The following is a 22,119-nucleotide window of genomic DNA, read 5'->3' as shown; positions in this document are numbered from 1 at the left end:
TCACCCGGGCGGCAGCCAGCGATCGAGCAGGAATATTGCGCCTCGCTTGTCCAGCGGCTCGTTGCCCGAGCCGCACTGGGGATCCTGGACGCAGGACGGGCAACCGTCCTCGCAGTCGCATTCTCGAAGCAGGTGGCGCGTCGCTTCCAGCCACTCGCGCAGCACTTCCATGGCGCGGCGGGTGAGCCCGATGCCGCCTTCGTAGCCGTCGTAGATGAAGATCGTCGGCTGCGAAAGCGGCGGGTACAGGGGATAGCTCAGACCTCCGATGTCGCCCTTGTCGCACACGGCGAAGAGCGGCAGGCACTTGATCGCGGCGTGCTCGGCCGCGTGCAGCGCGCCCGTGAGGTCGTAGCCGTTCGATTCGATCGCACGGGTCGCCGCTCCGTCGAGCGGCACCCAGAGCCCTTCGGTGTCGAAACGGCTTTCCGGCAGGCTGAGCTCATGGCGAGACAGCCGCTCGCCGTCGAACAGCCCGCGCCTGTCGTAGCCAACTACCCGATGGGTCAGGCGCAGCGACCCCCAGCGGACCGTAGCGCGTCCGAGCGGTAGTCGCCATGCCTCGGCGAGGATTTCCATCTCTTCGCGGCTGAGGGCCTGGGTGTAATACTGCACGTCCACTTCCCTGCAGATCGCCTTCCTGGCTTTAAAATCGAGCCGCATGACGCGGAAGTGCCTGCCGTGATGAAGATAGATCGCCCCCGGATGGGCCTCACGACACACGCGGGCGCCGCTCACCTCGCCGATGCGCGTGCCGTCCTCGAGCACGATGCTGAACGGCTCGCCGATCGAGCGAATGCTGACATTGCGCTGGGGACGCCGCCTTCGCGAAAACCAGATGTCGCCCCGCCTGCCGACGACGAGCTCGCCCGCGGCGGCGAGCTCGTCGATCACGGGGCGGATCGAGGGAAGATCGTAAACGGCGTCGCTCTCGCGCAGATAGACTTCCTGGGCGGCGCAGGGCAGGTGCTTTCTGAGGAGCGCTGGATTGCGGGGGTCGATCACGACCGCTTCCACGCTCTTGCCGAAGAAGGCCTCGGGATGGCGCATGAAGTACTGATCGAGCGCGTCACGCAGCGCGACCATGAAAATCACTGATTCCTCCCGGTGGCGGCCCGCGCGTCCCGCTCGCTGCCAGGTGCTGGCGATCGTTCCCGGGTAGCCGACCAGGATGCAGGCATCGAGCCCGCCGATGTCCACCCCGAGCTCGAGCGCGCTGGTCGAGATCACCCCGAGCAGGTCGCCGTCAAACAGTCGCCGCTCGATCTCGCGGCGTTCACGCGGGAGAAAGCCCGCCCGATAGGGACTGAGCCTGCCGGCGAGCGGGCCGGCGCGCTCGGCCGCCCACGCGTAGATCAATTCCGTGATCTTGCGCGCCTTGGTGAAGACGATGGTGCGGAGCCCCGCATGGAGGCAGGCGAGCAGCAGATGCGTCGCTTCCGTGTAAGGGCTGCCCGTCGGATTGATGAAGAAGAAATGCCTCCCGCCCTGGGGCGCGCCGCTTTCGCTGATCTCCCGAAAGGGAAGGCCTGTCAGGACTTCGGCGAGCGATCGCGGATTGGCGATGGTCGCCGAGCAGGCGATGAACTGCGGGTTCGCGCCGTAGAAATGGCAGATGCGACGCAGCCGCCGGAAGACGTGGGCCGCATTCGACCCGAAAACGCCCCGGTAGGCATGGATCTCGTCGATGACGACATACTTCAGATGTCGGAAGAAGTCCGCCCACTTTTCATGGAAAGCGTTGAGCGCCAGATGCAGCATATCGGGGTTGCTGCAAATCACGTTCGGCGGCCGCGCACGGATCTTGGCACGACGATGGGACGGAGTGTCGCCGTCGTAGATTTCCGCGGCACGAAGCGGCGCACGCTCCCTGCCGACCGCGGCGGGTTGCAGATCGAGCGCCGCGAGCAGCTCGTTGAGGTTCTGCAACTGGTCCTGCTCCAGGCCCTTGAGCGGAAAGAGATAGAGAGCGCGCGCCTCGCGATCGGCCAGGATCGACTCGGCCACCGGCAGGTTATAGACCAGGCTCTTGCCGCTGGCGGTCGGCGTCATCACCACCACGTTGGCGCCGCGGCGGACCGCGTCGATGGCTTCGACCTGGTGACTCCACAGGCGGGCGATGCCGGCCCTGGAAAGCACTGCGCGCAACCGCTCGTGCACCGTGAGCTCGGCGTAGCGCGGCGGCGCGGGCGGAAGGTAGCGGTACTCCGCGATCTCCGGGCCGAAACGCTTGTCGCGCCTGATGGCCCGGACAAAGTCCTCCAAGTCGGGCGCGGCCGTGGAGCCGGATGCAGCCATCACGCCACCGTGCCGGTCTTCGGCAAGGCCAACCGCGGGGCGGCCACCGTGCCTCACCGGGCGCAAAACTAGGCTTCTTCTATCCCCCAGATATCGCGGGCATATTCCCGGACGGCCCGGTCGCTCGAGAACCTGCCGATTCGCGCGACGTTCAGGATCGCCTTGCGCGTCCAGCTCGCCCGGTCGTTGTACGCTTTGCCGATCGCTTCGTGCGTTCGCAGGTAGGCGGGCAGATCCGCCAGGTGAAAATACTCGTCGTTCTCGTCCAGGAGATACCGGTAAATCCATTCGAAAAGGTGCGGTTCTTCCGGGCAGAACAAGCTGGAACGAAACGCATCGACCACGCGTTTGACCCGCGGGTCGCTCCGATAGTGATCCCACGGGCGATAGGACCTGTCCTGGAGCAATTTTCGCACCTCCTCGATCCTCAATCCGAAGATGAACATGTTCTCCGCGCCGACTTCGGCCAGGATTTCGCCGTTGGCGCCGTCCAGCGTTCCGATGGTGAGCGCTCCGTTGAGAGCGAACTTCATGTTACTGGTTCCGGACGCTTCGCTTCCCGCCGTCGAGATCTGCTCGCTGAGATCGCCGGCCGGGATGATTCGTTCCGCCAGCGAGACCCGGTAGTCCGGGATAAACGCGACCTTGATCCATTCTGCGGCGCGCGAGTCCGCGTTGATGACGCGGCCCACGTTGTGGATCAGTTTAATAATCTGTTTGGCGACCCAGTACCCGGGCGCGGCCTTTCCGGCGAAGACATACGTCCGCGGCACCGCCGGTCGGCGACCTTCGTCGATCAACGACAGGTATTCGTCGACGATGTGCATCACGTTGAGCAACTGTCGCTTGTAAGCGTGAATGCGCTTGACCTGGATATCGAAGAGGGATTCGGGGTCCGCCTTGATCCGCGAGCTTTCCTCGATGATTTTCGCCAGCTTCTCCTTGTTCGAGCGCTTGACCCTGCGAAAATCCGCCTGGAAGCCGGCGTCCGCTGCCCAGGCCTCGAGCTCCCGCAGTCGGCACGGATCCGTTATCCATCCGTCGCCGATGGCGGCACGGATGAGCCCTGCCAGTCCCGGGTTGGCCTGCAGAAGCCACCGGCGATGCGCGATCCCATTGGTCTTGTTGTTGAATCGTTCCGGCCAGAGGCGGTAAAAATCCGGCAGCAGCGACGTCGTGACCAGGCCCGTATGCATGGCCGAAACCCCGTTGACCGAATGGCTTCCGACAACCGCTAAGTGGGCCATGCGCACCTGTTTGGGCGTGGATTCTTCGATGAGCGACATCCGCCTCAGCCGCTCCGGGTCCTCCGGGCAGGCGGCCGCCACCTGTTCCAGGAAGCGGCGGTTGATCTCGTAGATGACTTGCAGATGGCGTGGGAGGACGTGCTCGAGCAGCGGGACCGGCCATTTCTCCAGGGCCTCCGGCGCGAGCGTGTGATTCGTATAGGCGAGGCTCGCCTGCGTGATCCGCCAGGCTTCCTCCCAGGGAAGATTTTTCTCGTCGACCAGCAGCCGCATCAACTCCGCGACCGCCAGGGCCGGGTGCGTGTCGTTCAGCTGAATGGCGACCTTGGCGGGGAATTCATGGAAGCTCGCGTGGCCCCGCTCGAATCTCCGGACGATGTCGCGGACGGCGCAAGCGACGAGAAAATACTCCTGGACGAGGCGCAGCTCCTGGCCCGAAACCACTGCGTCGGACGGATAGAGCACCTTGGAGATGGTTTCCGACGCGATCTTCTGCTCCACCGCCTTGAAATAGTCGCCGTCGTTGAAGATCTGCATGTCGAAATCGCGCGACGCGCGTGCCGCATAGAGCCGCAGGAAATTGACCGTTCGCCCTCCATAGCCTGCGATGAACATGTCGTAGGGCATTCCGACCAGGAGTTTCCAGTCCATCCACATGGGGTTGTACGCGCCCCGGCGATCGACGCCATGTTCGATCCGGCCGTAAACCGGCACCAGGCAGGCTTCGTCGGGGCGGGCGATCTCCCAGGGATTGCCCTGGGCGAGCCAGTTGTCCGGCTTTTCCCGCTGGTACCCGTTGTCGATCTCCTGCTGGAAAAGACCGTATTCGTAATGGATGCCGTAACCGTACCCGGGCATCCCCAGGCTGGCGAGCGATTCGAGGAAACAAGCTCCCAGCCGCCCCAGGCCTCCATTGCCCAAAGCAGGATCCGCCTCGCTTTCCTCCACCGCTTCCAGATCGGCTCCCAGATTGCTCAGGGCCTGGCGGCACACCTCGCGAATACCGAGATTGAGGAGACTGCTTTCGAGAAACCGCCCTGGCAGAAACTCGATCGAGAGATAATAGAGCCGCTTGGGATCTCTGTGGCGATACCGCTCTTCGGTTTCCAGAAAGCGGTTCACCATCCGATCCCGGACCGCCAGCGCGACGGCCGTAAAAAGGTCGCGCGGGGAAAGATCGCACCAGGCCTTTCCCAGCGAGTATCTGGCGTGACGCCAGATGGATTCCTGGAGATCGGATACCGCGTCAGCCGCCACGGCGCTCGACCCCGCGGGTTTCGCGGTCTGCCGTGGATCTTCAACGGGCGGCTTCAAGGCTTCGAAAGACGATGCGCCTGTCCGACAGTCCGGGGCCTTTCAGGCGCGAAACGCCTGGACCGCTTTCTCCCTGGTGTCGAAAATTTCGAACACCCGGTGCATGCGCACCAGCTCGAAAACCGCCCGGACTTGCTTCGACATCCGGCACAGCTTCAGGTCGCCGCCCTTGGCGTTCAACTTTCGCAGACAGGAAATGAAAGCCCCGAGTCCGGAGCTATCCGTGAACCGAAGCCGCCCCAGATCGATAACGAGCTTGGTATGGGCCTCCAGCAAGGGTGCGATCTCGCGCTTGAACTCCGCCGCATTGCCTGCGTCGAGCTCCTCGACCCGCAATTCGGCAACGGCCACGTCCCCGATTTTTTCCACGGCGATCTCCATTGTGGCGGTCTTCCTTTCCGTCATGGGGGCTGCGCCACCGGCTTTCGAGCCCATGGCAGCACAGCCCCCTACGAAGCGCGGCCTTTTGTCAGAGCTATGCAGTGCCTGCCGCGCTCGTCGCGATAGTACCTCACCTCGTCGACACTGTGGGTAATCAAGTAGATCCCGAACCCCGACTCCTGCGAGCCGTTCAGCGCCGGCGGCGAAACGGCGGAAGGATCGAACGGGTCTCCCAGATGGCGCAGCCGGACCGAGACCCGGCTCGGGAAGGCTTCCGCCTCCAGGTCGATTCGCTCGCCGGTGCGGCCATGGTAGGCGTGCTTCATGATGTTGCAGGCCGCCTCGTTGACCGCCAGCTCCAGCGCGGCGATCTCGTCCTCGCCCAGCGGCGAACCGGGACAGCCGTAGCAAAAGTCGCGCACGAATCCGCGCGCGCGCCTGAGCTCTTTGAAGTCGCTGCGGATCTCCAGCGCGGCGCGCGCCAGAGCCGTCTGCGCTTCCTCTATCCTGATCGCCACGCAGGTCAGGTCATCGGCCGGCTGGCCCGGCTGGGAAAAAGCACTGGTCGCCCTGCGGATCGTTTCGAGCAAGGCCTCGGGTTCGAGCCCGCCATGCATCGTAACGCATTGGAGGAGGCGGTCAATGCCGAACAGCTCGCCCGCCAGGTTGCGGGTTTCGGTCACCCCGTCCGAATAGAAAAGCAACAGGTCTCCGGTTTCGAACGGAACGCCGATCTGGTCGTAGGTTTCTCCTTCCCGAATTCCGAGAGGCAGGTTGTTGCCGTGCACGGTCTCGCAGATTCCCGTAGCGGCGTGCCAATGAATCAACCCGGTGTGTCCGCAGTCGACGAGGTCCAGGCGGCGCTTGTTCAGATCCAATCGCGCGTAGCAGAGCGTCACGAAGTTCTCGAGCTCGATCAGGTGGCGGACCAACTCTGCATGGGCCACGGTTACGATCTCTTTCGGCTCCGGAAGCCCGCCGTTCCTGGAGAGAGCCGTCAGGTGGGCGAGGGCCTTGATGAAATGACTCTTGGTTGCGGCGCTCAGCAGCGCGGCCGGAATCCCCTTGCCCATGACGTCCCCGACGACCACGTCGAGGCGGTCATCCGGGTGTCTGATGAAAAGGTAGAAATCCCCGTCGATCCGCTGGGACGGAATCGTCACGGCGGCCATTCGCAGCCCGGGCACGTCGGCCGGCGGTTGATCGAGCAGCAACATCTGCTGGATCCTGTGACCGATCTCGATCTCCCGCTCCCGGGCGGCCTTGAGCTCGGCCGCGGCCGCCTGCTCGCGCAGCAGCGTGCGGATCGCTTCCTCCGCCTGTTTGAGCTCGGTGATGTCCTGCACCGTGCCGATGCCTTCCACGGGGTTGCCGGACTCGTCGAATTCGACCTTCGCCCTTTCCCGGACCCATTTCAATTGGCCGTTGCAGAGAATGCGGTGCTCGATGTCGTACGCCGCACCGCGCATGGCCGCCGTCCATGCCCTGTCGACGGATTCTCGGTCTTCGGGATGAACCATCCGGAGAAAATCTTCATAGGCAAGAGGGGTCCCCGGGGGTATGCCGAAAATGCGAAAAACTTCATCGGACCACGTCAGCCGGTTGCGGGTGATGTCCAGATGCCAGCTTCCGATGTGCGCCACTTCTTGCGCCCGGTTCAGGTTGGCCTCGCTCGCGCGCAGGGCTTCCTCGGCCTGCCGGTGTTCGATCGTCGCGCCGAGGACGTGGGCGACCGACCGCAGGAAGTTGATTTCATCGTTCGTGAATTTGCGCCGTTGCTTCGTATGGGCGGCGAGAACGCCGTAGGGGCCTTCCCTTGTGGAGATGACAACGCTCATGCCGCTGACCACCCCGTGGTCGTGAAACAGTTGCGCTCCATGCACAGGCCCTGCCGCGCGCAAATCCTCGATAATGACCGGTTCGTCGGAAAGCAGCGCAAGGCCGGCCTGTGAGCCGGCGCCCGAGGGTACCGTGGCGCGCCCGACCAGACCCTCTTTCCAGCCCACGCCCCATCGCAGGATCAAGCCTTCGCCGTCCGGGAGCAGCTCCAGCACCCCGCAGTACTCGACGTCCAGGGCGCGGGCGACGGCGGCGACCGCTTCATCCCACACGTTGCCATCGAGAAGGGCGCGCTGTCCGAGCTCCGCCACGGCGGCTTGCAGGCGCGCCAGCCGCCTCGTTTCGGCCTCCCGCCGTTTTTCGGCGACCGAAAGATGTCCGACCGTCGATGCTGTGATGATGAAGGCTGCGAGCGCGATCCAGTTGTGAGGGTCCGCGATCGTGAAGCTGTAGATGCCATAGGTGGCCGGCAACAGGAAATAGTTATAGGAAAACACCCCGAGCACGGCGGCCAGCACGCCCGGCCCTCGACCCCACAGGGTCGCCATGAAAAGCACGACCAGCACCAATGTCAGGGCCACGGTCGCGTCGTGGATTCTTCCGCGAAGCGGCGCATAGACGGCGGTGACCGCCCCAATGGCGAGGACCGCACAGAGGTAGCCCGTGACCCTGTCCTGGATCAGCCGCCGAACCGTCACCGGTGGATGCTCTCGTGTTTTTCCTTTTCGGCGAGGGCGCGCAGGCGCTCCCACAGCTTGCGCTCTTCCGCGCCGAGCCGCTCGGGCACGCGGACCTCGACGCGGACGAAGAGATCCCCCCGCCTCTTGCCGCCGAACTCGGGAAGCCCCTTTCCCCTGAGCCTGAGCACGCTGTTCGGCTGCGTGCCCGGAGGAATGGTCACTTTCAACCTGCCGTCGAGACTCGGCACCTCGACGGTGGTTCCCAGCACCGCGTCGGGGATCGAGATCTCCTTCCGGTGCCAAAGATTGATCCCCTCGCGCTCGAACCGCGTGTCGGGCGCGGTTTGAACGATGACGAACAGGTCGCCAGGCTCGCCGCGCGGGTCCCGGCTTGGAAACCCATGGCCCGGGATGCGCAGCGCCATTCCCTCCTCCACTCCCGCGGGAATGTTGACCGTAAGCGTCTCTTCGCGTTCGACCTGCCTCCGCCCGTCACATTCCGGACAGCGCTGATCGATCACCTCTCCCCGCCCGCCGCAGCCGGGACAGGTGGTGATCTGCTGGATGGTGACGCCCGCGTCCCTGCGGGAAGCGACCTGGCGGCCGCTGCCGCCGCAAGTCGCGCAGCGCCTGGGCTGCGTGCCGGGCCTGGCGCCCGAACCCCGGCACGTCGGGCAGGTCTGCGGCCGGCGGATGCGGACCCGTTCGCGCCCGCCGGACGCGATGCGTTCGAGCGGCACCTCGATGGTGATCTCGATGTTCTCGCCCCGCGCCGGACCCGGCCGCCGCGGGCGGAAAAAGCGCCCGAACAGTCCTTCCCCGCCGAACCCGAAATCGAATCCCAGACCGCCGAAGAGATCCTCCAGGTCGATCCCGCCGAAGAGATCCTCGGGCGTGAAGCCGGCGACGCCCGCAAAGCCGGCGGCGTCGTATTCGCGGCGCTTCTTCGGATCGTTGAGCACCGCGTACGCCTCGGCGATCTCCTTGAAACGCTCCTCCGCGTCGGGCTCTTTGCAACGGTCCGGGTGATAGCGCAGCGCAAGCCGCCGGAAGGCGTCCTTGATCGTCGCCTGGTCGGCGTCTCGGGGAACCCCGAGCACCTCGTAGTAATCCCGCTTGGCCGGAATGGCAGCTCACCCGCTCTTTGCGGCGCCCTGGCGTTCAACTCTCCTTGTACTCGGCGTCGACGACACGCCCGCGGGGCCCGGAGCCGCTGGGCCGTGCCTCGCCGGTCGCCGGCCCCGACTCCGCCCTGGCCTCGCGCGCCGATACTCCCGCGTAGAGCGCGGCTCCCGCCTCCTGCAGGAGCCGCTTGAGCGCCTCGGACCTCTCCGTCGCGAGCGTTGCGTCGCGCCGCGCCAGGGCCTCGCGGAGATCGCGCAGCGCCGCCTCGATCTTGCTCTTTTGCTCCGCGCCGAGCTTGTCCCCGAAATCGGCGAGCAGTTTTTCGCCCTGATACGCGATGGCGTCGGCGGCGTTGAGCTTTTCCGCCTCCTCGCGCCGCTTGCGGTCCGCTTCGGCGTAGCGTTCGGCTTCTTCGATCATCCGCCGCTTCTCCGCTTCCGAGAGGCGCGTCGACCCGGTGATGCGGATCGATTGCGACGCTCCCGTCGCCATGTCCTTGGCGGAGACGTTGAGGATCCCGCTCGCGTCGATGTCGAAGGTGACCTCGATCTTGGGCACGCCCCGCGGCGCCGGCGGCAGGCCCGTCAGCGTGAACTCGCCGAGGCTCGTATTGTCCGCGGCCATCGGTCGCTCGCCCTGAAAAACGTGGATCGTCACCGCTGTCTGCATGTCCGCCGCCGTCGTGAAGATCTCGGAGCGCTTCACCGGAATCGGCGTGTTGCGCGGGATCAACGGCGTGGCCACGCCGCCCAGGGTTTCCACGCCGAGCGTGAGCGGCGTGACGTCCACCAGCAGAATCTCTCCAACCTCTCCCGCGAGCACGCCCGCCTGGATGGCGGCGCCCCACGCCACGCATTCCATGGGATCGATCCCGACCTCTCCTTTTCTGCCGAAGATCTCCTCGAAGTAGGCGCGGACGCACGGCATCCGGGTCGGGCCGCCGACGAAGACCAGCCGGTCGATGTCCTTCGGCTGAATTCCGGCGTCGCGCAACGCCTGCTCGACCGGCCCCCGACAGCGCTCGATCACGGGCCGCACCAGCCGCTCCAACTCGGCCCGGGTAAGCTCCATGTCGAGGTGGCGGGCTTCGCCGTGAACGGCGGCGATGAACGGAAGGCTCACGCGCGTGGTGGTGCTGGTGGACAGCTCGATCTTCGCGATCTCCGCCGCCTCGAGGAGCCGCGCGGCCGCCTTCCGGTCCTGCCGGAGGTCGATGCCGGTCTCGGTCTGGAAGCGCTCCGCCAGCGCTTCGAAGATGCGCTGGTTCATGTCGGTGCCGCCGAGCTGCGTGTCTCCGCTCGTCGCCTTGACCTCGAAGACGCCCTTGCCGAACTCCATGATCGTGACGTCGAGCGTCCCGCCGCCGAAGTCGATCACCGCGATGCGCAGCTCCTGCCCGGCGCGATCGAGACCGTACGCCAGCGCCGCCGCCGTCGGCTCGTTCACCAGCCGGACCACTTCCAGCCCTGCGATGCCGCACGCATCCTTGGTCGCGCTGCGCTGGTTGTCGTCGAAGTAGGCCGGGACCGTCACGACGGCCTTGGTCACGGGCTCGCCGAGAAAGGCCTCGGCGTCGCGTTTGATCTTCTGGAGCAAAAAAGCGGAGAGTTGCTCCGGCGAGAATTCGCGGTCGCGCAACCGGATTTTCTCCCGCCGCCCCATCTTGCGCTTGAAGGCGGTCGCGGTTCCTTCCGGATTGGCCGCCGCCTGCCGCCGAGCGGGCTCGCCGACGAGCAACTGCCCGTCAGCCGTGACCGCAACGTAGCTCGGGAACGCCTTGCCTCCCAGGCTCACGCCTTCCGCGCTTGGAATGATGACCGGGCGGCCGCCGCGGAGCACGGCGGCCGCCGAGTTCGAGGTACCAAGGTCGATTCCGATGATCGGCATTTTTTCACCTCTCGGTTCGAGATAAGAATCGCCGCCCCTCCCCGACACTTCCCGGCGGTAAAGGTCGCAATAGCCGTACCAGCGAAACCGCCGGGACTCGCTCGGGTTTTCGGTTGAAGCACCCGTCCGCGGTGGCAGAGTTGAAAAAATCGCGTTGGATCGTTGCAGAAACGCGAACAGAGACCTACCGGGGGTCCATGCCTGCGAACCCGCTCCCGCCGAACCCCCGAGCAAATTCCCGGAAATTTCCCGAAAAAACGCCTTGCTTCGTGCTGACGGGTCCTTTTCATTGACGAACGCTTGCAGGATCCATGCCTCGGTCGAAGATCCCGGTTTGTGGCATACACTTTGCCACCTGTCGCAATGGACGCTTTGCGAGGTGTTACATGGAGAAAGAGCTGGCGGCCGAATTTGCAGAACTGTTGCGAGCGCAGCGTGACAAGTACCTGTACGAGCACAGAAAGGCCGAGGAGGATCTCGAGTCGATCGCGGCGGAGCGCGAAAGCGAGCCGGAAGAGCACGCCCAGGAGGAGCAGGCGGCCCGCGCCCTCAAGGGATTGGACGATCGGACGCTGCGAGCGGTCGAAGAAATCGATGCGGCCCTCGAGCGCATTTTGAAGGGACGCTACGGCGTGTGCGAGGCGTGCGGCAAGGACATTTCGCTGGCGCGCTTGCGCGCGCTGCCCGAGACGCGTTACTGCAAAGATTGCGCAGTCCGGTACGAACAGCCGCTGCCGGCGCCGGCCGAGGAGCCGGAAGCTCCCGCGCCGCTGCCGGTGCCTCCCGATCTGACTCTGCTCGACGACGCCGAGCTCGAAGAGGCCATTCGCGAGCACCTGAAAGAAGACGGGCGCGTCGACACGCAGGAGCTCAGGATCGTCTGCCGGAAAGGCACGGTCCACCTCTCCGGCGCCCTTCCGAGCGAGCCCGAGCGACTCATCCTGCTCCAGATCATTACCGACGTCCTGGGCATCAAGGAGGTGGTCGATCGCATCCAGGTGGAGCCGCTGCTCTGGGAAAGAGAGGACCGTTCCAGAGAGAAGCCTCCCGAAGAGATTCCGCCGTGGGAGGAGCCGCCGGGCACAGAGGACATCATCGAGAGCAGCGAGGAAGGTAAGGAGTTCGTTCCGCCGGCCGAGCCCCCGCCCGAGGAAGAATAGCAGCGGAGAAGCGTTCGGGGCCGGCAGGCCGGAGAAGACCGCCGAGCGGGATCGACCGGCGCGGAGAGGGGAAGTGAGAGGACGCAACCGTTCGGCGCGCGGCATCCGCGTGCGGGAGATGCGCGTGGACGACATTCCGGCGGTTTATCGCCTGGGCCGCCGGCTGTTCAAGAACAACGACGCATCGACGTTCTATCGCACGTGGGACGCCTACGAGGTCACCAATAATTTCAACCAGGATCCGCATCTTTCCCTCGTTGCGGAAGCCCGGCGCGGCAGCCTTGTCGGTTTCGCTCTGGGAACGACCTACGGAGACGAATCGGGCGGCTGGAAATACGGTTACGTTCTATGGATAGGCGTTCGCCCGAGCCGCCAGAACACGGGCGTCGGCGCTCTGCTCTACCAGGAGATGGAGCGGCGGATGCACCGCGACGGCGTCCGGATGGTGTTCGTGGACGTTGCCCGGTCGAACACCGCCGCGATCAGGTTCTTCAAGCGCGTGGGCTTCGGCAAGCCCGAGACAGAGCTCTGGATGAGCAAGCTGCTCCAGCGGAGCCGCAAGAACAAGAACGCCGAGAGGCCTGCGGCGTCGTCGCGCTCCCGCCGCGCCGCCTCGCGGCCGGCGAGCCGCTGAACCCTTCAGCCCGCCGCCGAAGGATTCGATTCCGCCTCGCGGAGAATGGCGATCACCTCTTCGTCCGAAACCTGATCGAAGTCAGCGAAAAACTGACCGACGGCGTAGAAATCGGCCGGGATCTTCAGGCACACCACGGCATCCGCCTCGCGCGCGATGGCGCGCGCCGCGTGCGCCGAAGCCACGGCCGCCGCACAAACCAGTTTTTTCGGATTTCGCGCCCGCACCGTGCGCAGCGCCGCTATCATGGTCGAGCCCGTGGCGATCCCGTCGTCCACGACGATGACCGTCCGGCCTTGCGGATCGATCGGCGGCCGCGAGGGCGTATACTGCGCCCGCCTTTGCCGCAGCGTTTCGAGCTGGCGCCGCTTCTCTTCCTCGACGATGCCGGCATCGACCTCAAGCGCGTATTCCGACAGGAAGGCCTGGCCGTTCTCGTCGATCGCCCCGATCGCAAGCTCGGGCTGATCCGGATGCCTGAGCTTGCGGACCAGCACGACGTCCAGCTCTCCCCCCAGCTCGTTGGCGATGATCCTGGCCATGGGGACCGCGCCTCGCGGGACCGCCAGCACCAGCGGATGCGTTCCGCGGCAGGAAGCTTCCAATCGTCGCGCCAGGAGGCGCGCTGCATGCTCGCGATTCCTGAAGCGCACGAGCCTTGCCTCCCGACCCGAGCGCCGGCTCAACCCCTGCCCGGCGGGGAATTCGCTTCGCTCCGGCGTTCATCGATGGCGCGCGCGAGCCGGCGAACCCCTTCCGAGACGTCGACCGGGTAACCCCCGGCCGGGCGGACGGATTTCAAAGAGTCCGGAAGGCGCTCGAGCTCCCGCAGCGCGTGCTGCCGAACCTCCCGGAGCGAAAGCGGCGGCGACAGGCGGCGGCCCCCCTTCATCACCGGCTGGATCATTCGCTCGCCACCGAGCGGTTCTTCCTCCAATCCCAGCATATCCCCCGCCATGCCGCCGCGATCGTCGTAGCGGCGGAACACCTGCTTTCGGCCGGGCCAAAGCGCTTTGCCCTCTGAACGTTTGCGCCTGCCCTTGCCGGCGTACTCCACCAGCTTGTACGCGCAATCGAGGTAAGGCGCATCCGCCGAGGTGTCCATGTGCGTGCCAATGCCGAAGCCGTCGATCGGGGCGTTCTTTTCCAGCAGCTGCTCGACCACGTATTCGTCGATGCTCCCGCTGGCGAAGATCGTCACATGGCGGAGCCCGCCGCCATCGAGGATTTGCCGCACCTTGAAGGCATGCTGGGCAAGGTCTCCGCTGTCCAGCCGGACGCCTTTGATGCGGATCCCCTCGCTTTCGAGCCGCGGCGCGAGCCGGACGACCTTCTCCGCCGCGGCCTCGGTATCGTAAGTGTCGATCAAGAGGATGACGTTTTGCGGCAGCGACCGGGCAAAATGCTCGAAGGCGTCGACCTCGTCGTCGTGCGCCTGGACAAAGGAGTGGGCCATCGTTCCGAAGACCGGAATGTCGAAGAGGGCTCCCGCGAGCACCGTCGCGGTGCCCGCAAAGCCCGCAAGGTAGCTCGCCCGCGCGGCGAGCAGTCCGGCTTCGGCGCCGTGCGCGCGCCGCATTCCGAAGTCCACCAGGAGCTTGTTGGGCGCCGCCAGTACGGCGCGCGCAGCCTTGGAAGCGATCAGCGTCTGGAAATGGAGCAGATTGATCAAGCGGCTTTCAACGAGCTGCGCCTGCGGCAGCGGTGCGGTGATTCGCAGGATGGGTTCGTCGGCGAAGAAGATCGTTCCTTCCGGCATCGCGTGCACGTCGCCCGTAAACCGCAGCCGTTCCAGATAGCTCACGAAAGCGGGGCGGAACGCGCCATGGCGCGAAATCCACTCCAGCTCCTCGGGGGTGAACCGAAACTGCTCCAGAAACGCAAGCGCCTGCTCGAGACCGGCGGCCATGAGAAAATTGCGCTGCGGAGGCAGCTTGCGGACGAAGAACTCGAAGACCGCAGTCTCCTCCATTCCCCGGTCGAAGTAAGCCTGGAGCATCGTGAGCTGGTAGAGGTCGGTGAGCAGCGCGCTCGATCTCAGCGAATCGTACATGATTTCACCGCGGGGCATTTTAGTCCAACCCTCCGGCCGTTGTAAACGCATGCGCCGTGCCAGATCGGCGGGCGGAACGTGACGTTTTCGAAGCCCTGGATTTCTCTGATTTGGGAAAGCTCGTACCGCCGCGTGCGCAGCTTTGCAAATCGATCGTCCGCGCCTCGCTCGCCGCTTTCCCCGAAAAGAAACGGCGGGAGCCTTTGCCGAATTAACCTAGGTTTTTCGACCTTCATCCCCTGCCCCTGCGCTCTGGCGACGGACCGGCGGCGAGTGCGGCTGGTCCGATATTTGTAATCCCGTCGTTATGGGAGATCCGGGATCGAGGCGAATCCCATCAGATCCGCGATGCGAAGACCGATCGAGAACGAGAACCATTTCGGGGAGGGCGCCCTCGGAATCGGCGCTCCGGAATTCGAGGAAGAGGACCGCGAGGCCGAGCTCGAGGTTCCCCCGCTCGAGGAAGCGGAAGAAGTCGAGATCAGCGAGGAAAGCGTCGCCGGGCCCGCCGACCCGATGATCGCGTATCTGCGCGAGATCGGATCGGTCTCCTTGCTCGGGCGGGAGCGCGAGGTCGAGCTGGCGATGAAGATCGAGGCGGGGCAACTGGAGATCCTGCAGGCGCTCCTGTCGATTCCCGCAGTGGTGAACCGGCTGATCGAGCTGCTCGATGCCGTCGCCTCGGGTACGCTCGACCGGAGCGAGTTGTTCGAAAAGGCCGAAAGCGCCCACGAGCAGGAAAAACGGCAACCCGGGACGGTCCCTCCGCCCGTCTCGTTGGCCGCTCTGCGGCGCTCGGCCCGGAGCCTGGCCCGGCTGCTGCGGGAGGTGCACCGTTCCCGGCTGCTGCAGCGGCGGCGCCGCCTGCTGGAAGAACGAAAGGCGTCGCGGATCCGGGAGCTGGCCCAGGCGCTCCACACCCTTGGCGTTTCGCAGCCCCGGGTCACGGAGTGGATGAAACAGGCGGAGGAGTACGCCCGGCGGCTCGACGCCCTGGAGCAACGGGCCGCAACCGAAACCGGCGCCCGCCGCCGCGCCACGCTCGCCGAGCTCAGAGCGCTCGAGCGCTCCATCGGGCTTCGCGCCGACGAGCTGCGACGGCTGACCGCCGCCGCCCGCCGCGCCGCCGAGGAAGTACGGGGGGCGAAGAACGAGTTCATCCAAGCCAATCTCCGCCTGGTGGTGAGCATCGCGAAACACTACGTCAACCGGGGCCTCAGCTTCATGGATCTCGTTCAGGAAGGGAACCTCGGGCTGATCCGCGCCGTCGAGAAATTCGACTACCGGATGGGTTTTCGCTTTTCGACCTATGCCACATGGTGGATCCGGCAGAGCATCACCCGCGGCATCATCGATACCGGGCGCACCATCCGCCTTCCGGTTCACCGCGTGGAGACGAGGAACAAGATCCTGCAGATCGCAAAGAGCCTGCAGGCCCGCTCGGGACGCGAGCCCGCTCCGGAGGAGCTTGCCGCCGCGGTCGGCATGCCCGTGGCCGAACTCCTCGACGTTCTCCAGTCGCCGCTGGAGCCGGTTTCGCTCCAGACGCCGATCGCCGAGGGGGAGGATCTCCTCCAGGATCTCGTGGAGAACCGCCTCGCGCCGCGTCCCGAGGAGGCCGCAGCCGACGAAATCCTGCGCGCCAAGATCCGAAAGGCTCTCGCGGTGCTTACGCCGCGGCAGGAAAAGGTGCTGCGGATGCGCTTCGGTCTGGACGAGGCGCGGGACTACACGCTCGAGGAACTCGGGGAAATCTTCGCGGTAACCCGGGAGCGGATTCGCCAGATCGAGCAACGATCGCTCCAGATCCTGCGCCACCCGACGGCGAGAAAGCCGCCGACCGCATCCCCGGCGTCGGACGTCGCGTGATCAGGCTTCGATGCCCAGCTTCTCGATCTTGCGGTAGAGCGTCGAGAGGCTCAGGCCGAGAAGCTCGGCGGCGCGGATCTTGTCGCCGCCCACCTTCCCGAGCGTGCGCTCGATGAAGGCCTTCTCGTAGAGCTCGACCGCCCGCGTTAGGTTTTCCTCCCCGGTAAATCCGTCTTCCACCGAGTGCTGGCCGGGAAGATTGGCGGGCGTAATCCATTCGCCGTCGCCGAGGATCATCGCGCGCTCGAGCACGTTGTCCAGCTCGCGGATGTTCCCTTTCCACGGCAGCGACATCAGGATTCTCATCGTCGCGCTGTCGACGCCCTTGTAATTGGTCTTCATCTCTAGATTGTGGCGGTGGATGAGATGCTCGACCAGCCCCGGGAGATCCTCGAGGCGCTTGCGCAGGGGCGGAATGTTGATCTCGAAGACGTTCAGGCGGTAGTAGAGATCGTCGCGAAAACGGCCGGCTTCGACCTCGGCCTTGAGGTCCTTGTTCGTCGCCGCGATGATCCTTACGTTGACCTTGACGGGCGTGGTCGACCCGATCGGCATCACGGTCTTTTCCTCGAGAACCCGCAGCAGTTTGGGCTGCAGGCTCAAAGGCATATCGCCGATCTCGTCGAGAAAGATCGTTCCTCCGCGTGCCCGTTGGAAGAGGCCTTCCTGGGAGCTGACCGCTCCGGTGAACGCTCCTTTCATGTAACCGAAGAGCTGGCTCTCGAGCAGGGTTTCGGGGATCGCGCTGCAATTGACCGGAAGGAAGACGTTTTCCCTGGCAAGGCTGTTGGCGTGGATCGTCCGCGCCACCACTTCCTTTCCGACCCCGCTTTCCCCCGTGATCAGGACCGTCGTCGGGGTCGGCGCGACCTTTTTCACCATCGCCATGATGTCCTGCATAGCCTGACTTCGCCCGAAAGGACGGTCGGGACTGAAGTGCCTGCCGATCTCGCGGCGGAGAAGCTGGTTCTCCCATGCGAGCTTGCGATGGCTCATGAGGTGCTGAACCTTGCGCAGCACGTCCTCGAAGATCAGGGGCTTCAACAGGTAATCCTGCGCGCCCAGGCGGATCGCCTCGACCGCGGTCTCCACGGAAGCGTGCCCGGTCATCAGGATCACCAGGGTTTGCGGCGAAACGTCCCGCAGATGCCGCAGGACCGCGATGCCGTCGCGCCCGGGCATCACGAGATCCGTCAAGACCAGATCCAGATCGAGCTGATCGATCAGGGAGACCGCGGCGTTGCCGTCCGCGGCTTCGTGAACCTCGTAGCCGGCTCCTCTGAGAAGCTCCGCCAGGCTTTCCCGGGCGGAATCCTGATCTTCGACCACGAGAATGTTTTCAGTCAAAGCGAGCTTATCCTTTTCGCAGAAATGAGAAAAAAGATCGCCGTCTTCCGAAATTTACAAAAAACAGGACTGCTATTTTCCGTGTAAAATTCAATACCTCCAACCCAAACTACATAAAGTTAGCAAATAAGACGCCAAAGTTCGTTGGATTCCAGGTCCGGACCCTGGCAGGGAAGCTCGATACTAAAGGTGGTCCCGGTCCCGGGAAAGCTTCGGTAAGTAATTACGCCGCCATGAGCCACGACGATCTGCCGCACGATCCACAGCCCAAGGCCGGTGCCATCCTTTTTTGTCGTGGTGAACGGCTGAAAAGGGTCGATTCCGGGCGGAATACCGGTACCCGAGTCCGTAACCTCCAGGAGCACGGAATCATTCCCTGCGGTGGCCGTCAGAGTAATCTTCCCGCCTTGCGGCATCGCTTCGGCCGCGTTCTTCAGGAGATTGATGAGCATCTGCTTCACCTTGTCACGGTCGAGCACCACCACGGGCAACGGCTCCGGCACTGCAACCTCGAGCTGGACCCCCATGGCGGAGAAATAGGGCTCCTGAAGCTCCACGACCGGCTGGATCACGCCGGTTTCGATGTCCGTCGGTCGGAAGCTGTACTTTTCTTTCCGCGAGATGGTGCGGAAGCGGTCGGCGAGCCGGACAAGGCGCGAGATCTCGTCCTTGAGCCGGCTCACGGTCCTCCACAACGGTGCCTCCGTTTCGGGCAAGCGATCGCGGAGCTGCCGTTCGAGCAGCTGAACCGTAAGCGACATCCCGTTCACCGGGTTGCCAAGCTCGTGGCCGATCGTCGCCGCGGTCGTCCCGATCGCTGCCAGTCGCTCGCTTTCCACGAGCCGACTTTGCAGCCGCACCTTGTCGGAGATGTCCCGGATGAAGGCCGCGTAGTGGACGTCGTCCTCGAGCGCGATTTCCGTTACGGAGAGCTCGATCGGGAAAAGCTCTCCGTTTTTCCTCCTGGCGGTGACCGTCCTTATCCGGCCGATCGCCCGGGCCTCGCCGGTCCGTTCGTAACGGGCGATGTAGGCGTCGTGCTCCGAAGCGTAGGGTTCGGCCATGAGCTGGTTGACCTTTCGCCCGACGATCTCCTCGGCGGTATATCCGAAGATACGCTCGGCCGCACGGTTGAACAGCACGACACGGCCTTGCCGGTCGATGGAGACGACAGCGTCCTGAGTGGTCGCGATCAGGCTCCGCAGCCACGACTCGCTGCGGCGTAACGCTTCCTCTGCCCTGCGGTGCTCGGTGAGATCTCGAATGACCTTCGCGTAACCGTTCAGGCGGCCGCCCTGATCGCGCAGGGCGGTGGTGATCACATGCGCCCAATATCTCGACCCATCCTTGCGCACGCGCCAGCCCTCGGTCTCCAGACGTCCTTCGGCCGCGACGATTTTCAGCTCTTCGTCCGGCTTGCCGGCGTCGCGATCTTCCGGCGGGAAAAAGAGCGAATAATGCTTGCCCGTGATTTCCGCCGCCGTGTAGCCTTGCACCCGCTCCGCTCCCGGGTTCCACGTGACCACGTGCCCGGCCGGATCGAGCATGAAGATCGCGTAATCGGAGCACGCCTCGACCAGGAGGCGAAAGCGCTGCTCGCTCTGCCGGAGCGCCTCCTCCGCTTCCTTCCGGCGTGCAAGCTCCCCCTCGAGCCGCTCGACCGCCTGGCGCAGCTGCGCCAGCTCGGCGAGTGAGACTGGGTCTTCTTTGTCTTTTTCGGCCAAGTTCTCCCCGCCTGAACCCCCTCCGGAAACGCCCTTTCCCAGATTTGCGAATCGACCGGAAGTTTTTATTACAGCGGCCCGAGGTTGTCAACGCAAGCTCCGGCGTTTCATAGGATCCTGCCGGTCCGGGCTGGCACACCCTTTGCGCACCTTCATATTGAGCAAGCTCGTGGAGGCGAACCATGGCCGAGGAAACCGAGCTCTTCATCCTCGTAGTCTTTATTTTCCTGACGCTGGCCCTGGAGATTTTGATTTCCCTCACCGACCGGCGCCGGCGAGGGCCTTGACCGGAACTGCCGGCGAGGGGTCAGTCGGTCTCGCTCCGGGATGCGGTGAACTCCCGGCAGGACTCGTAGTCCGGCAGAGGGCAAAAGCGTCGCAGGATCTCGTCCCGGCAGCTGTAACGATAAGGAAACGGGTGGTGATAGGCGGAGCGGACCACACGCTCGAGCTCGTCGCGTGGAAGCGCGATGCGGTTCTTCTCGTTCCATTCGAAAAGCTTCTCGAGCGTCTCGTCCGCGCTCAATCCCAGGAGGCGCAGCTCGGAGGCCAGGCGGATCGCGCAGTTGTTCCGGAAGCCCGGCTCGATGTGGCTTTCCCAGATCCGCTCCACCGCGGCGCAGCGAAACCGGACCTCTCTCGAATCGGTTTGCCGCCGAAAACGATAGGAAAACGGCCTGCGCTTGAGACGGGCCACCTGCTGGCGCACGCGCCGAAAGAGTCGCGACGCTTCCTCGTTCTCGCCGACGTGGACGCGCGAGATCAGGCCGGTCTCGTCCGTGCAGGCGAGCGGGCGCGTTCCGCGGGCAAGCTCCCGAACAGCGGCGGCATCGAGGCGCTCGATCTCCTCGGGGAACAGAAGGACCTTGTTGAGCCCGGAGCGCTCGTGGATCGTGTTGGGAAGGCGCAGCAGGCGCACGCGGTCCTTGATGGCGAAATCGACGGTATCCCGCAGCCGCTCCGGGAGCTGGTAGGACAGGTGACGGCGGACGGCGTCGAAGACCGCCGGGAGGGTCTTCGAGGGCGCGACCCTGCCGAAGATGCGCGTATCGAGCATGAGGTGAAACCCCTTCGAGCCGCTGAAATAGATCTGCAGCGCTTCGGGGGCGATTTTCCACCCGTTACGGAGAAAGGCCGCGAGCAGGCGCGCCGCTTCCAGGGCGGGCTGGGTCTCGGGGTGGTCGAGGTCGATCGGGAAGAACGGCGCCCAGACTTTTCCGCCGTATCCGGAGATGGTCGGCGAGCCCGCTTCCGCCTGGGCGCTCATGTACGCGAGGACCTCGTCGGAGAAGAAAAAATAGGTGGCATAGCAGCCGTAGCGATCGAAGGCCTGGACCAGGGCCGGAACCTCGTCGATCGAAACGATGTGGTTGCGAAAGCCTTTTTGAAAGTGGGCGGCGAAATCGACCCATCGGAATTTTCGCATATTTGGTAAATCCGGTTCTATTATAGCCCATTCAACAGGCGGCTCCGAATCGGTTCCACACGGCGACACGCCCGGCAGGAGATCGCCGAAACGCGGATTTGCAAAGGCGGCAAAATTCCCGGAAGCGATTTTTACTCATGGAAAACATTCGGGAGAATTCTCCCCGCGATAAGCGATTCGCCCGTGGCATGCCTCCTGCATTGGGTTTTCTGCGCCCGAGCGGAGCCTGGATGGAAAATCGCATCGTAAAATCGATCAGGGCGGCCCTGGAGAAGAACACGAAGGTCAATCTCCACCGTTTCCCGATCCACGTCGCGATGCAAAACGGCGACGTGATCCTGGAGGGCGATGTGGAGGATATCGCGGCGAAGAAAACCGCGCTGCGCCTGGCCGCCGAACGGCGTGGCGTGCGCGGGATCGTCGACCGGCTGAGAGTGGTTCCCGCCCAAAAGATGGGCGACGAGGAGATCCGGGACCGCGTCTGCAAGGCATTGCTCGGGGAACCGGCTTTCGAGCACTGCGTCATCCGGGGTCGCGACGGGGAGGTCGTGGAGACGGTGCGCGAGGCGGCGACGGACGGCGCCGGCTCCATTGTCGTCGCCGTCAGCGACGGCGTGGTCACCCTCAACGGGACCGTGCCGAGCCTGAGCCACAAACGGCTCGCCGGCGTGCTCGCCTGGTGGGTGCCGGGCTGCCGGGACGTGATCAACGGCCTGGAAGAGGTGCCGCCGGAGCAGGACAGTGACGATGAGCTGGCGGACGCGGTCCGGCTGGTTCTCGAAAAGGATCCTTTCGTCGACGCCGACCGGATCGCGGTCCGTTGCCGGGCAGGAACCGTCACGCTCACGGGAACGGTTCCGACCGAAGCGACAAGAAAGATGGCCGAGATGGACGCGTGGTACGTTCTCGGAGTCGAACGGGTGGACAACCGGCTGCGCGTGGAGGAGTAAGAGGAAATGCCGACTTACGAATTCCGCTGCGAAAAATGCCGCAACCGCTTTGCGATCACTTGCTCGATTGCGGAATATGAACGGCGGGCCGAAAAGAAGATCAGGTGCCCGAAATGCGCGAGCACGAGAGTGCTCCGCGAGATCACCGCATTCGAGGTCAAGACGTCGAAAAAAAGCTGAGTCGC

16 protein-coding genes are annotated in these 22,119 nt (G+C 64.6%); 5 read left to right on the top strand and 11 right to left on the bottom strand.

Annotated features, from left to right (window positions below):
* From VNN77_13790 to dnaK, 6 genes are all read right to left on the bottom strand, one after another.
* Positions 1–2,298: a DEAD/DEAH box helicase gene (locus VNN77_13790; GenBank protein ID HXG52463.1), complete on the bottom strand. Its 2,298-nt coding sequence runs from the start codon at positions 2,296–2,298 to the stop codon at positions 1–3.
* A gap of 68 nt (positions 2,299–2,366) precedes the next feature.
* Positions 2,367–4,802, bottom strand: coding sequence for a glycogen/starch/alpha-glucan phosphorylase (locus VNN77_13785; GenBank protein ID HXG52462.1), 2,436 nt, complete (start codon positions 4,800–4,802; stop codon positions 2,367–2,369).
* Between the two features lie 99 nt (positions 4,803–4,901).
* On the bottom strand, positions 4,902–5,264 hold the full coding sequence (locus VNN77_13780; GenBank protein ID HXG52461.1) for an STAS domain-containing protein: 363 nt from the start codon (positions 5,262–5,264) through the stop codon (positions 4,902–4,904).
* 44 nt (positions 5,265–5,308) lie between these two features.
* Positions 5,309–7,777 (bottom strand): SpoIIE family protein phosphatase, encoded by a 2,469-nt coding sequence (locus VNN77_13775; protein HXG52460.1) that lies wholly within the window; start codon positions 7,775–7,777, stop codon positions 5,309–5,311.
* Positions 7,774–8,859 (bottom strand): DnaJ C-terminal domain-containing protein, encoded by a 1,086-nt coding sequence (locus VNN77_13770; GenBank protein HXG52459.1) that lies wholly within the window; start codon positions 8,857–8,859, stop codon positions 7,774–7,776. The genes VNN77_13775 and VNN77_13770 overlap by 4 nt, the downstream gene beginning before the upstream one ends.
* 61 nt (positions 8,860–8,920) lie before the next feature.
* Positions 8,921–10,771 carry a molecular chaperone DnaK gene (gene dnaK, locus VNN77_13765; protein HXG52458.1) on the bottom strand — a complete coding sequence of 617 codons (1,851 nt, stop codon included), beginning with the start codon at positions 10,769–10,771 and terminating at the stop codon, positions 8,921–8,923.
* 386 nt (positions 10,772–11,157) lie between these two features.
* On the opposite strand from dnaK, the gene VNN77_13760 reads away from it, so the two are divergent.
* Both VNN77_13760 and VNN77_13755 read left to right on the top strand, forming a co-directional pair.
* Entirely contained in the window at positions 11,158–11,931 is a 774-nt protein-coding gene (locus VNN77_13760; GenBank protein HXG52457.1) for a TraR/DksA C4-type zinc finger protein, read from the top strand.
* A gap of 73 nt (positions 11,932–12,004) precedes the next feature.
* Complete coding sequence (locus VNN77_13755; GenBank protein ID HXG52456.1) at positions 12,005–12,565, top strand: GNAT family N-acetyltransferase; 561 nt, start codon at positions 12,005–12,007, stop codon at positions 12,563–12,565.
* Positions 12,566–12,570: 5 nt separating this feature from the next.
* On the opposite strand, the gene VNN77_13750 is transcribed toward VNN77_13755, so the two are convergent.
* Together VNN77_13750 and VNN77_13745 are read right to left on the bottom strand one after the other, a co-directional pair.
* A complete protein-coding gene (locus VNN77_13750; protein ID HXG52455.1) occupies positions 12,571–13,218 on the bottom strand; it encodes a phosphoribosyltransferase family protein in 648 nt (215 codons plus the stop codon).
* Positions 13,219–13,247: 29 nt separating this feature from the next.
* Positions 13,248–14,636, bottom strand: a complete 1,389-nt coding sequence (locus VNN77_13745) for a nicotinate phosphoribosyltransferase (GenBank protein HXG52454.1) — start codon at positions 14,634–14,636, stop codon at positions 13,248–13,250.
* A 330-nt stretch (positions 14,637–14,966) separates the two neighbouring features.
* On the opposite strand from VNN77_13745, the gene VNN77_13740 reads away from it, so the two are divergent.
* Entirely contained in the window at positions 14,967–16,487 is a 1,521-nt protein-coding gene (locus VNN77_13740; GenBank protein HXG52453.1) for a sigma-70 family RNA polymerase sigma factor, read from the top strand.
* Here VNN77_13740 and VNN77_13735 read toward each other — a convergent pair whose 3' ends face one another.
* The 3 genes from VNN77_13735 to VNN77_13725 all read right to left on the bottom strand — a co-directional run bounded on the left by VNN77_13735 (position 16,488) and on the right by VNN77_13725 (position 20,984).
* The gene (locus VNN77_13735) at positions 16,488–17,834 is read right to left on the bottom strand and encodes a sigma-54 dependent transcriptional regulator (GenBank protein HXG52452.1); all 1,347 of its coding nucleotides are present in this window, start codon (positions 17,832–17,834) and stop codon (positions 16,488–16,490) included.
* Between the two features lie 119 nt (positions 17,835–17,953).
* Positions 17,954–19,558: a PAS domain S-box protein gene (locus VNN77_13730; protein ID HXG52451.1), complete on the bottom strand. Its 1,605-nt coding sequence runs from the start codon at positions 19,556–19,558 to the stop codon at positions 17,954–17,956.
* Positions 19,559–19,865: 307 nt separating this feature from the next.
* On the bottom strand, positions 19,866–20,984 hold the full coding sequence (locus tag VNN77_13725) for a primase C-terminal domain-containing protein (protein ID HXG52450.1): 1,119 nt from the start codon (positions 20,982–20,984) through the stop codon (positions 19,866–19,868).
* Positions 20,985–21,214: 230 nt separating this feature from the next.
* On the opposite strand from VNN77_13725, the gene VNN77_13720 reads away from it, so the two are divergent.
* The gene (locus VNN77_13720; protein ID HXG52449.1) at positions 21,215–21,934 is read left to right on the top strand and encodes a BON domain-containing protein; all 720 of its coding nucleotides are present in this window, start codon (positions 21,215–21,217) and stop codon (positions 21,932–21,934) included.
* A 6-nt stretch (positions 21,935–21,940) separates the two neighbouring features.
* On the top strand, positions 21,941–22,114 hold the full coding sequence (locus VNN77_13715) for an FmdB family zinc ribbon protein (protein ID HXG52448.1): 174 nt from the start codon (positions 21,941–21,943) through the stop codon (positions 22,112–22,114).
* Positions 22,115–22,119 lie beyond the last annotated feature (5 nt).

This window comes from Candidatus Zixiibacteriota bacterium, assembly GCA_035574315.1.
GTDB lineage: Bacteria > Desulfobacterota > Binatia > UBA9968 > UBA9968 > DATLYW01.
This window is presented reverse-complemented; position numbering and strand designations above follow the sequence as displayed.